7 protein-coding genes are annotated in these 12,639 nt (G+C 71.6%); all 7 read left to right on the top strand.

Annotation, left to right across the window (positions count from 1 at the left end; translation table 11 throughout):
* Positions 1-19 precede the first annotated feature (19 nt).
* The gene (locus tag KDM41_03250; GenBank protein MCB1182424.1) at positions 20-1,396 is read left to right on the top strand and encodes an NAD-dependent succinate-semialdehyde dehydrogenase; all 1,377 of its coding nucleotides are present in this window, start codon (positions 20-22) and stop codon (positions 1,394-1,396) included.
* Positions 1,397-1,476: 80 nt separating this feature from the next.
* Entirely contained in the window at positions 1,477-2,094 is a 618-nt protein-coding gene (locus KDM41_03245) for a hypothetical protein (GenBank protein MCB1182423.1), read from the top strand.
* Positions 2,095-2,245: 151 nt separating this feature from the next.
* Positions 2,246-3,223, top strand: coding sequence for an acetyl-CoA carboxylase carboxyltransferase subunit alpha (locus KDM41_03240; GenBank protein MCB1182422.1), 978 nt, complete (start codon positions 2,246-2,248; stop codon positions 3,221-3,223).
* Positions 3,224-3,517: 294 nt separating this feature from the next.
* Entirely contained in the window at positions 3,518-3,721 is a 204-nt protein-coding gene (locus KDM41_03235; GenBank protein ID MCB1182421.1) for a Trm112 family protein, read from the top strand.
* Between the two features lie 12 nt (positions 3,722-3,733).
* Entirely contained in the window at positions 3,734-8,212 is a 4,479-nt protein-coding gene (locus KDM41_03230) for a hypothetical protein (protein MCB1182420.1), read from the top strand.
* A gap of 58 nt (positions 8,213-8,270) precedes the next feature.
* Complete coding sequence (locus KDM41_03225; GenBank protein MCB1182419.1) at positions 8,271-9,296, top strand: PorV/PorQ family protein; 1,026 nt, start codon at positions 8,271-8,273, stop codon at positions 9,294-9,296.
* Positions 9,297-9,414: 118 nt separating this feature from the next.
* A partial coding sequence (locus KDM41_03220; protein MCB1182418.1) for an immune inhibitor A occupies positions 9,415-12,639 on the top strand: 3,225 nt, incomplete at its 3' end.

The raw sequence follows: 12,639 nt of genomic DNA, 5'->3' as shown, positions 1-12,639 counted from the left end.
TGACGGGAGGGGAAGAACCATGGCGCTGCAATCGGTGAATCCGGCCACGGGCGAGGTCGTCGCCACCTGGGACCGCATGTCCCGCGACGAGGTCTTCGCCGTCGCGGCCGACGTCCACGAGGCGTTCCTCGCCTGGCGCCGGTTGACCGTGGCCGAACGCGCGCCCCACTTCGTGGCCCTGGCCGAGGTGCTGCGCGACCACGCCGGCGAGTGGGGCGCCCTGATCACCGCCGAGATGGGCAAGACCCTGAAGGAGGCCCGCGCCGAGGTCGAGAAGTGCGCCTGGATGGCCGAGGTGTACGCCGCCAACGCGCCCGAGTGGCTGGCCGACGAGACGGTGGCGGCCGACGGCCTGCGCCACACCGTCACCCACCAGCCCCTGGGCGTCGTGTTCTCGATCATGCCCTGGAACTACCCCTTCTGGCAGGCGCTCCGCTTCGGCGTGCCGGGCCTGCTCGCCGGCAACACGAGCCTGCTGAAGCACGCCAGCAACGTCACCGGCTGCGCCTTCGCCATCGAGAAGGCCTTCGCCCTGGCCGGCTTCCCGCCCAACGTGTTCCGCACGGTCGTGCCCGACTACGCGACGGTCGCGGCCCTCATCGCCGACGACCGCATCCAGGGCGTGTCCCTGACCGGGAGCACCGACGTGGGGCGGCACGTGGGCCGCGAGGCCGGCGGGCACCTGAAGAAGGTCGTGCTCGAGCTGGGCGGCAGCGATCCGTTCATCGTGCTCGAGGACGCCGACCTGGACTTCACCGTGGCGGGCGCCGTGACCGGGCGCATGCTCACCGCGGGGCAGAGCTGCATCGCGAGCAAGCGCTTCATCGTGGTCGAGAGCGTGGCCGAGGCGTTCGCCGCCCGCTTCGCCGCCCGCATGGGGGCGCTGAAGGTGGGCGACCCCACCGACCCGGCCACCGACGTGGGCGCCGTCGTCGACCGGCGCGCGGTCGCCGAGCTGGCGGACCAGCTCGCGCAGTCGGTGGCCGCCGGGGCGCGGGTGCTGTGCGGGGGCGAGGCCCTGCCGGGCCCGGGCTGCTTCTTCCCGCCGACGGTCGTGTCCGGTTGCCGACCGGGCATGCGCATCGTGGACGAGGAGGTCTTCGGTCCCATCGCCCCGGTCATCGCCGTGCCGGACGAGGCGGCGGCCATCGCCCTGGCCAACGCCAGCGAGTTCGGCCTCGGCGGCAGCGTCTGGACCGCCGATGTCGACCGCGGCGAGCGGGTGGCCCGCCAGGTGGAGTCGGGCACCGTCTTCGTCAACAGCATCACCAAGTCCGATCCGCGCATGCCCTTCGGGGGCGTGAAGAACAGCGGGCTGGGCCGCGAGCTGGGGCGCTGGGGCCTCCTGGAATTCGTCAACGTCAAGGGGTTGAACGTGTACCGGCACGGGGGGTGAGGCCGCGGGCGATTGTCCGGGCGCCGGCCGTGCCGTAACTTGAACCCGGACCGGACAACACGAAACCAAGGGGGACGGGCATGACGATGCGCGCGAAGATCATCGGGCTGCTGCTGTTGGCGGGATGGGGTCTGACGGGGGCGGAGGTCGCCAGGGGCCAGTGCGAGCAGACCCTGCAGAACGAATCCGCACCGGACATCGAGTACGTGGGGCTGCGCCCCGACGGCCGCCGGGCCTGGGTCGGTCAGACCTTCACCACCACGAGCGACGGGCATTTCGAGTCGGCGGCCTTCCTGGTCAAAGCCGACCTCTTCCCGTTGGCCGGCGTTGCGCCGCTGGGGACCGGAGACCTGCTGCGCTGCACCCTGCTGGACGGGAACGATTTCCCCATCGCCTCGGTGACCGCCCCGCTCGCGGCGGGATTCGCCCTCCAGTGGGTCACCTTCGACTTCGCTCCCCTGACCCTCGGACTCGCGGCCGGCCCGCTGTCGGTGCGGGTGGGAGCCGAGGCGGACGGGTACCTCTGGGTGGGCACGAGCGGAGACGTCGTCGCCGGCCAACTGACCCTCGGGGACGAGACCTCGGCCTTTACCAGCTCCCAGCGCGACACGTCCTTCCGGGTGGCCTGGAACACGTGCACCCCGGTGGTCGCCGTGGAGGGCCAGACATGGGGCGGCGTCAAGGCCCTGTTCCACTAGGGACGAGGCGCTGGCCGGGGCGCGTGTTGGGCTTGACACCCGTCCCGGCAGGTGCCTAAATCTAGGCTCCTGACGCGAACCAGACGGGCCGGACCGCCGGCCTCTTTTTTGCTGCCGGCCGCCCGAGGCGCCGGCGTCGATCGGTGGAAGCATGGACTGGAAGAACAAGGCCCTGTGGCTCGATTTCGAGCTGCCCATCGTCGAACTCGAGGAGCGCATCCAGACGCTCCAGGACTCCGCCGCCGTCCGCGGCATGGACGTCAAGGACGAGGTCGAGCGCCTGCGCGCCAAGAGCCGCAAGCTGGGCAAGGAGATCTTCGCCAAGCTCGAGCCGTGGCAGCGCGTGCAGTTGGCCCGCCATCCGCGTCGGCCGACCACCAACGACTACATCCACTACATCTGCCCGGACTTCGTCGAACTCCACGGCGACCGCATGTTCCGGGACGACGAGGCCATCGTCGGCGGCATGGCCACCATCGGCGAGCGCCAGGTCATGCTCATCGGCCACCAGAAGGGCCGCGACACCAAGAGCAACATCCGGCGCAACTTCGGCATGGCCCACCCCGAGGGATACCGCAAGGCGCTGCGCCTGATGGAGATGGCGGCCCGCTTCGAACGTCCCGTCGTGACTTTCATCGACACGCCGGGCGCCTACCCGGGCGTGGGGGCGGAGGAGCGCGGCCAGGCCGAGGCCATCGCCCGCAACCTGCGCGAGATGGCCGACCTGCCGGTGCCCATCGTGTGCATCGTCACCGGCGAGGGCGGCAGCGGCGGCGCGCTGGCCCTGGGCGTGGGCGACCAGGTGCACATGCTCGAGAATTCCATCTACTCGGTCATCAGTCCGGAGGGCTGCGCCGCGATCCTCTGGCGCGACGGCGCCAAGAGCAAGGAGGCGGCCAAGGCCATGAAGCTGACCGCCGCCGACGCGCACCAGCTCGGCGTCATCGACTCCATCGTGGCCGAACCCCTCGGCGGGGCCCACCGCGACCACAAGGCCATCAGCCTGGCGGTCAAGGGGGTCATCCTCGATTCCCTCGCGGCCCTGGACAAGCTCTCGCGCCAGGAACTGCTGGACAAGCGGCTGCAGAAGTTCCTCGACATGGGCGTCTTCGAGGAATCCGGAGCCTAGCTTCGTCCGCGCTCGCCACCGGGGGTTGACCCCAGGGGCGAATTGTTGTATTCTCCTGATGCCAACCTTTTCGACAACCCGGCCTTTCCTCTCCGGCCCGACCGGCCGCCGTCGCCGACGTGCGTCCGCTGCTCGGGGCCGTCATGCTGGGTGGCATCCCCGTGAAAAAACAGGCGATTGGGAAGTGGCAACGGGCCGGTTTTGCGCTAGTCTGACCGGGCGGCCGGCCACCGTGGGCCGCCTTCCCTCATGCCCCCGGGCGGGCTCACCGACCGCCACCAATGGAGATTGCCGATGCTGGATCAGAAACTGCTCGACATCCTGGCCTGCCCCACCTGCCGCGGGCCCGTCACACCCGACGCCGGCCACGCCTGGCTGACCTGCGGGGCCTGCGGGGTGCGTTACCGCGTCGAGGGCAACATCCCGATCATGTTGCCGGACGAGGCCGAGAAGATCGGCGGGACCGACGCTGCGGCGCCTGCCGCGGACGATCGCTAGGGGGATTCCTGCATGTGCCTGTTCACCCATTTCGCGGCCGGCGCCCTGGCGGGCGGAGTCACGGGCAACGTCTATCTCGGGGCGGCGGCGGGTCTCGCCAGCCATGCCGTCCTGGACGTCATTCCGCACTACGACCACCCGGATTGGCGGCTCGAACTGGGGGGCGGCGTGCTCGGCCTGCTGGTCCTGCTCACCCTGCCCTGGGCCAGCTGGCCCGCCGTGGTCGGCGGGCTGTGCGGCATGCTGCCCGATCTCGAGAACCTCTTCCAGAAGCTGGGCCTCATCGGTCGCCACCGGTTCGTCTTCCCGACCCACACCGGTTTGCTGCCCCACGGCCGCGCCCTCGGGCCGCGCTCCCTCGTGTGGCAGGTGGCCATCTTCGTGGGCTGCTTCGTGGCCCTCGGGCTCTTCTCGCCGGGCACCGCCGCGGCCGCCACGCCGGCCGCCGACGCACCCCGCATGGGCCGGCCCGAGATCACCGTGCTCGCCAGCGGCGCCGAGCGCACGGTGGTGCGGGTCACGAGTCCCGTCCTCGTCGCGCCGGACGACTGGTCCGCGGTCGACCCGCGCCAGGTGCACTGGGCGGGGCCCGGCCGCACCACCGATCACCTGATCCCCACCGCCGCGCCCGGCGCCGTGGCGGCCGAGCCGTTGCCGCCGGCGGCGACCTTCGTCCTGGCCGTGCCGACCCGCGAGGCGGTTTCGTGGCGGGTCGAAGACGTGCAGTGGTGGAAGGCGCCGCAGGGCGATGCCGCGGCCGCGGCCGCCGACCTCGTGCGCTTCGACGCGCCGGCCATCGCGCGCGGCGTGCCGGTCACCGGCACCGAAGTGCCCCTGGCCGTCGACGGCGGCATCCTGCGTTCGGTGGTCATCGCCATCGAGCATCCGGCCGCAGGAGCACCGCGCCGCCACCTGGAACGGGCCCGCGCCGCCCGCGACGGCGACGAGCGGCCGGCCGCCCTCGCGGGCACGCCCGCGGGAATCGTCAACCCGGATCTGCACCGCGAGCTGTTCCTGGGCGCCTCGCTGGCGGCCCGCGCCGCCGCGGCCGACAAGGCCCAGTTCGAGAACCTCTTCGCCCGCACGGGCAACTGGGTGAAGCTCGCCCTCGACGAGACCGGCCTGTACCGGATCACCGGCCAGGACCTGTCGGGCTATGGCGTGCCGGTGGCCCAGGTCGACCCCACCAAGCTGCGCCTGTACCGGGGCGGCGGCCTGGCCCTCGAGCTCCTGCCCGAGTATCCCGACTCCCTCGAGCTCGACCGGATCGGCCTGAACGAAGTGGCGATCGAGGTGCGCGACGGGGGCGACGGCGAGTGGAACCTGGACGACGAGCTGCGCTTCTACGGCGTGGCGACCAGCGCCTGGCGCGATCGCTTCGAGGCCGGCGCCGCCCGGCTCGACCACTACGACCATCCCTACGAAGCCCAGGCCGTCTACTGGCTGACCTGGGCCGACGACGCCACGCCGACGCCCCTGCCGGGCACGCCCCGCCGCGCGACGCCCATCGCCGCGACGCCGGGCGCCGGCGCCGCCCAGGACGAGGTCCGGGTGCGGGCCCACTTCGAGGAAGAGATCTTCGTGGCCAGCGGTGTCGTGCGCGACAACTGGCTCTGGGACAACGCGGTCTTCACGGCGCGCATCACGCCCTTCGCCATCCGGCCCCCGGTGGCCGGCCGGCCGGCGCGCTTCCAGGTCGAGGTCCGCGGTTTCTACTACGACAACCGCTCGTTCAGCCAGCTGACCATCGCCACGGCCCACCTGAACGACGACACGGCCGCGGCGGCCCTGCTCAGCGTGGGCAAGTACGCCCAGGACGACTCGGTGCAGGTGCGCCTCTTCGGCGAGAGCACCGCGCTGCAGGCCAGCGGCAACGAGATGACCCTCACCAACAGCTCCGAGGGCGGACGACCCCTCGGCTTCGACAGCCTCGACCTGCTCTACTGGGCGCCCCTGGACCTGACCGCCGCGGCGGGGCAGCTCGCTTTCGGCCACTGGGGCGACGAGGTGCCGGCGCCCGGCACCGAGGTGAACCTGGCCCTGCAGGGGGCCGCGGGCGAGACCCCGCTGCTGTGGGACGTGAGCGATCCGGCCGCCGCCGCCGTGCTGACCGGGCAGGCGGGCGCCGGCGACGTCACCACCTACGGCCTGCTGCGCGATCCGGACACCGACCGGCTCTTCGTGGCCAGCCGCCCGGGCGACCTGCTGTCGCCCCTCACGGGCACGCGCACGACGCCCGTCGACCTGCGCGCGCGCAGCACCGACGTCGACTACATCGTCGTGGCGCCGGCGCCGTTCCTGCTGCCGGCCCAGCGGCTGGCCGCCTTCCGCGACGGCGCCCTGCCGGGCGTGGCGTCGCCGGCCGCGATGGTCGTCACCACCACCGAGATCTACGACAATTTCGCGGGCGGCCAGAAGGATCCCATGGCCATCCGCAACTACCTGCAGTCGGTGTACGAGCAGGGCGGGCTGCGCCTACAGTACGTGTGCGTGGTGGGCAACGCGAGCCGCGACTACCGCAACTACCGCGGCCGCACGCCGCTGGTCGACCTATACGACCTCGTGCCCACCCAGCTGCGCACGTTCTTCCCGGTCTGGCCCCAGGCCGAGACGATCGTGCTGCCGTACCCGACCGACGACGGCCTGGTCTCCTTCGACGACCCGATCGACCGGGGCGATCCGGACCTGCCGGCGGTCGACCTGCCGGACCTGGCCATCGGCCGCCTGCCGGCCATTACCGTCGACGAGGCCAACGCCATGGTCGACCGGGCCATCGCCTTCACCGGCGAGCCGGAGCCGGGGCTGTGGCGCAACGCCGTGATGCTCGCGTCGGACGACAACTTCCGGCCGGGATCGGACGACCCCCAGTTCGGCGAGTCGGTCCACACGATCCAGGCCGACCATCTCGAGCGCGACCTGCTGCCCCTGAGCGTCGACGTGACCAAGCGCTACGGCGTCGACTACGCGTTCCCGCCGGGCTCGCGGGTCAAGCCGGCCCTGCGGGCCGACATCTCGGCCGACATCGGGCGCGGCACGACCATCTACTACTACGTGGGGCACGGGGCCGAGGACAACCTGGCCGACGAGCAGATCTTCCAGTCGCGTGACATCCCGAACCTGGGCAACGGCATGCGCCGGCCGGTCTTCGTGGCCTTCAGCTGCGACGTGGGCATCTACGACAGCCCCTCGCGGCGCTCCATGGCCGAGCAGTTCCTGCAGTACGACACCGGCGGCGCCATCGCGAGCATCTGCGCCAGCCAGGTGAGCTTCTCGTACCAGAACAACCTCATCACCGACGCCTTCTTCGCCAACCTCTACCCGTCGCGGCGGGTCGACCCGACCGTCTCGGTGTCCGAGGCGCTGCGGCGCGGCAAGAACGAGCTGCTGCAGGAGGGGCGCCTGAGCGAGCGCATCCGTCACAACAGCCAGCGCTACAACTTCTTCGGCGACCCGGCGATGGTGATGCCCCACCCGGTCGACGACCTCGCCTTCGCGCCCGCGAGCCTGGACACCCTGCGGGCGGGCGGCCGGCTGACGGCGGTGCTCGCAGCCGACGGCAAGACGCTGCTCGGGCTGGGCGACGCCTACGACCTGCGCGTGGAGGAGTCGGTCTGGGACAAGGTGTACCCCCTGACGGCCTCGTCGAACACGACCTTCCGCCACATGGGTGCGCCGGTCTTCGTGGGCACGGGAACCATGGGCTCGGGCGACCTGCGCGTGCCGTTCAAGGTGCCGGTGCAGCTGCGCTACGGGGCCGAGGGCCGCGTGCGCATGATCCTCGAGACGCCCGACGGCGCCCACGCGGCCGTGGCCCGGGTGCCCGCCGTGCCGTCGGCCACCGGCGACGTCGACGACGTGGTCGGACCCGAGATCACGCTGGCCTTCGCCGACAACCGCTACCGCGTGCGGCCGGGCGACGAGCTCGTGGCCGTCCTTGCCGACACCAGCGGCATCGCCATGCTGGGCACGACGCCGGCCAACTCCCTGCTGCTCGAGCTGGACGGCTCGGGCCTGCAGACCGACGTGACGTCGACGTTCCGCTACGATCCGGAGAGCTACACCACCGGCCGCCTCGTCTTCCCGCTGCCGGCCGACGTGGCCGCCGGGCGCCACACCGCGGCCCTGTACGCCAACGACGCCCTCGGCAACGCCGGCAGCGACACGGTGAGCTTCGAGGTGGTCCCGGAGGGTGTCACGGACATCCACGCGGTGACCCTTTTTCCTAATCCGACACCGGGTTACTGCCGATTACTGTTCGAGTTGAGCGATCCGATGGCGGTGCAATGGGACATCTATTCGCTGGCGGGCAGCCGCCTGCGCACGATCAAGGCCGCTCTCGGCGCCGGGCCCCAGATCCTCGAGTGGGACGGGCGGGACCATGCCGGCGACGAGATCGCCAACGGCACGTACCTCTTCGTCCTGCGGGGCAACGGGGCCACGGCCGACGACAGGGAAATTCGAAAGACGGGGAAACTCGTCATCATGCGGTAGCACCGCCGCCACGGGGCTGCCTCGGCCCCGGGGTGTTCACCCGACCGGAGGTTATGGAATGAAGAGGATGATCATCGCGACTGTCACGGGCATCATGCTGGTGGGGATGGCCGGCGCGGCCTTCGCGGGTTCGGGCGCCGGCGCCATCAACCTGAGCTTCCCCATCGGGGCCCGCTACAACGCCCTCGGCGAGGCCGGCACGGCCCTGTCCCAGGACGTGACCGCGGTCTGGTGGAATCCGGGCGGGTTGGGCTTCCTGCCGCAGCGTCCCAAGGAGCACGACGTGCACATCATGCAGTCGAGCCTGGCCGAGGGCCTCGCCGACGACATCGGCCTGTACTGGGGCGGCTACGCCACGCCCATGGGCCAGCACGGCGCGCTCGGCTTCTCCATGAACTACCTGGACATGGGCGAGCAGGTCGCCGTCGACGAGAACGAGCAGGTGGGCGAGACCTTCCGCTCGTACATGTTCGCCTTCAGCGCCACCTACGGCGTGCGCCTGAGCCGCAACCTCGGCGTGGGCATCGGGGCCAAGTACTTCCGCGACCACCTGGCGCCGACCAACGTGCTCCAGGACTCGCAGGGCTCCGGTTCGGGCGACAGCTTCGGCGTCGACCTGGGCCTGCTCTGGAAGGTGCCCTCGATCCGCTCCAACATCGGCCTCGCGGTGGCGAACATCGGTCCGGACATCGTCCACGTGGACAGCGACCAGTCCGACCCCATGCCGCGCAAGGTCACCCTGGGCTGGGCCTTCAGCATGTACCACAGCGAGTACATGGGCCTGCTCTTCGTGAGCGACTACCTGGTGCCGCTGTACAAGTGGAAGGGCAACGACTACGGCTTCGGTCTGGAGACCGACCAGGCCGAGTACGGCTTCGGCGTCGAGTGGAACTACCTGCGCTCGCTCTTCGTGCGCTTCGGCTACAAGAGCGCCGACTACGGCGAGATCAACGACACGACCTTCGGTTTCGGCGTCGACATGGAGCGCTGGGTCGGCCAGGCCATCACCTTCGACTTCGCGCAGGTGCCCCAGGCCGAGGGCCTGCCCCGCGTGAGCCGGCTCTCGCTGGCCTACCGGTTCTAGTCGTTTCGCGGACATCCCCTGATTAAGGAGCACGGCTTTGCAGCCTGCGGCTAAAGTGAGGAACCCGGCCCGCTCCCGAGACCGCGGTCTCGGGCGGGTCCGGGCGGGTGGACGGAGTGTGCGCGCCGGCGCCCTCGCCCTGGCGGCGGGCCTGGTCGCGGCGCTGCTGCCGCTGGTGTCCGGCGCGGCCGGCACCGGCGAACTGAAGGTCGTGCGCCCGGACTGGGACGCGGTGCGGCGGCAGCCGGGCGGCGAGGAACTCATCGCGCGCGAACTGCATCGGCAGGGCGAGTACAGCCGACGCTGGCACGCCGTCCACGAACTGGTGGGGCCCGGACACGTGTCGGGCCTGAGCCGGGAACGGCTGGCCAAGCGCGGCCTCGGGCCGGCCCTGTTCGGCCCCGATGCCCTCGCCGCGGACAAGGCCGCGGGCACCGACACCCTGCGGGTGCTCCTGGTGCGGATCGCCTTCGACGAGAACCGCAACCCGGGCCTGACGACCATCAGCCCGGACGGCGACTTCATGTACGCGCCGCTGGAGAATCCCGGCGTGCTCGAGATCGATCCGCCGCCGCACGACAAGGCCTACTTCGAGGCCCACATGGCCGGGCTCTCCGAGTACTACCGCTACATGTCCGGCGGGCGGCTGCACATCGAGGGCACCGTGCTGCCCGCGGGCGACCGGGACGCCTACAGACTCAGCGACGTGGCCGACTACGGGCCGGGCTCCGGCGGATTCTGGACCCTGGCCAATCTCGAGCGCCTGGTGCAGGACTGCATCACCACCGCCGACGACGGACTCATCGCCGACGGCTTCGGCAACGGCCTGGCCGACTACGACGACGAGTCGCCCTTCACCTACGTGATCTTCGTGCACGCGGGCAGCGACTGGCAGTCGGACATCAACGGCGATTCGCCCAACGACATCCCGACCTTCTTCGTGCAGCTCGGCGAGCCGGTCGACCTCGGCGGCATGAACCCCGCGGGCAACCAGGGCCGGCTGAGCGAGTGCTCGATCATTCCGGAGACCACCAACCAGGACGGCTATCCGGGCAGCATCGCGGCCGCCTTCTACCACGAGTTCGGGCACGCCCTCGGCCTGCCCGACGTGTACAACACCGAGATCGGCACGCCGACCGTGGGCATCTGGGACCTGATGGACTCGGGCACCAACCTGCCCGTAACCATCGGTGTCGAGGTGGAGGAGGTCGTCGCCCCCGGCGACACCGTCACCTCCATCGAGACGGTGGTGGCCACCGGCGTGCTGCCGCCGTCGCTCTCGGCGTGGTGCAAGGAGTACCTGGGCTGGCTGGAGATCGACGAGATCGGCACCCCCGTGTCCTCGACGGGCGACTACCTGCTGCCGGCGGTGGGCGTGCCGCGGGCGCAGTATCCGCTCTACGACGCGGGCTCGGGCGATTTCGACACGGCCTATCCGCAGGCCTACCGCGCGGGGCTGTCGCCGCGCGAATACTTCCTGATCGAGAACCGCTGGGTCCACTGGGGCGACGAGCCGTCGCCCTTCTCCGAGATCCGGTTCGAGCGGGACATCCCCACCGGCGTGATCCAGTGGCTGGGGGGACTGACGTCGAACGGCTGGCAGAACACCGGCTGGTACGACTACTTCATGCCCGCGGGCGGCCTGCTCGTGTGGCACGTCAACGCCGAGCGCATCGCGGCCGAGCTCGAGACCAACACCATCAACATCTACGGCGACGGCCTGCGCCTGGTGGAAGCCGACGGCATCCAGGACATCGGCGTGCTCGACGCCTACGTGCTCGGCTGGTTCGGCTCGGATCGCGACCCGTTCGGCGGCCTGGACATCTTCGGCAACGAGACCGGCTACCACGACCTGTACGTGGAGAACTTCCCCAGCAGCCGCAACTTCGACCGCAGCCTCTCGGGCCTGCGCCTGAGCAACATGACGCGGCGGGTGCCGCGCACGGCCTCGGTCATGAAGTTCAACGCCTCGCTGGCGCCGGTGCGCGACGGCTTCCCCTGGGAGGCCGCGCCCGTCGACACCCTGTACGCCCTGATCGGCGGGGGCACCCAGGGCCCGCGGGCCCTTGACCCCGCCTCGGTCACGCCCCTCGACCTCGGCGGCGAGCAGGTGCTCATCGTGGCCGACCGTCCGCGCGACTCGTGGGAGGGCGACCGCTACGCGACCATGCTCTTCGGTCTGCGCCCCGACGCCACCCGGCGCTGGGCCGAGCCGGCCGGACTGCCCCCGGGCGCCTTCCAGTCCCTGAGCGCGCCGCTGGCCGGACCGCCGGCGGTGGTCGACCACCCGACGGACGGCAAGATCCTCCTCTGGGGCCTGCGCGACGGCCAGGTGGGGGCGACGCACCTGCCCGCCGGCGCCGCGCCGAGCCTGCTGTGGTCGGTCGACCTGGCCGATTCCCTGACCTGCGCTCCCCGCGTGGTGCGCGCCGCCGACGGCGCCCCGCGCCTGCTCGTGGCCACGCCGCCGGACAGCCTGCGCCTGCTGGCGGTGACCGACGGCAGCCCCGTCGGCGCGCCCCAGGGCTTGGGTGCGGGCCCAGGGATCCGGCGCGGGCACCTGGTGGTGCTTCCCTTCGGCGAGGGCCGGGCCGACCAGGCCGTGCTGCTGGGCGACGCGAGCTGGTTCACCGTCCGCCTCGACGACACCGGCCTGCTGCCCGATCACGACGAGCAGCCGTACCGCGTCGTGCCGGCGGCGGCGCCCGCCTGGGCGGCGGCCCGGCCGACCGACGACGGCGACGTCGACCTGGCCGTGTTCGGACCCGAGGGCGAACTCGCCCGGGCGCTGCTCACGCCGCAGATGGCGGTCACGACCCGCCCGGCCTCCCTCGCCCTCGACGGGGAGGTGGTGTGCGCGCCGGCGGTGGCCGACGTGGACGGCGACGGCCGCCACGACATGCTCGTGGCGACGGCCACCCGCATCTACGGCTTCAAGGAGGACGGCGTGCCGCTGCGGGGCTTCCCCGTGCGCTTCGCCGATCTGTACCCCCTGGCCGACTCGACCCGCATCGCCGGACCCCTGGTGGTCGCCGACGGCACGGGCGAGGGCGCGCCGGACGTCTGGTTCAATTCCACCGGCGGCCACCTGCTCGGGCTCGATCCCACCGGACGCCTGCTGCCCGGCCTGCCCGTGCGCTGGGGCGACGCCGGCACAGGCGGCCTCGCGGTGGGCGGTGACGGCGCCGCGCGCATCCTCTGGCTGGTGTCCGCGGGCGGCTACCGCACCGGCTTCCAGGCCCGCCAGGGCGTGAACGGCCGGGTGGCGGCGTGGGACTTCCCGACGGGCCGGACCGCCGACGGCCGCACGGCCGAGTGGCTCGGGCCGGACGGCGGTCCCGCC

Source organism: bacterium, assembly GCA_020440705.1.
Classification (GTDB): Bacteria; Krumholzibacteriota; Krumholzibacteriia; order LZORAL124-64-63; family LZORAL124-64-63; genus JAGRNP01.
The sequence above is the reverse complement of the archived record's forward strand: the minus strand, read 5'-3'. Positions and strand labels throughout refer to the sequence as shown.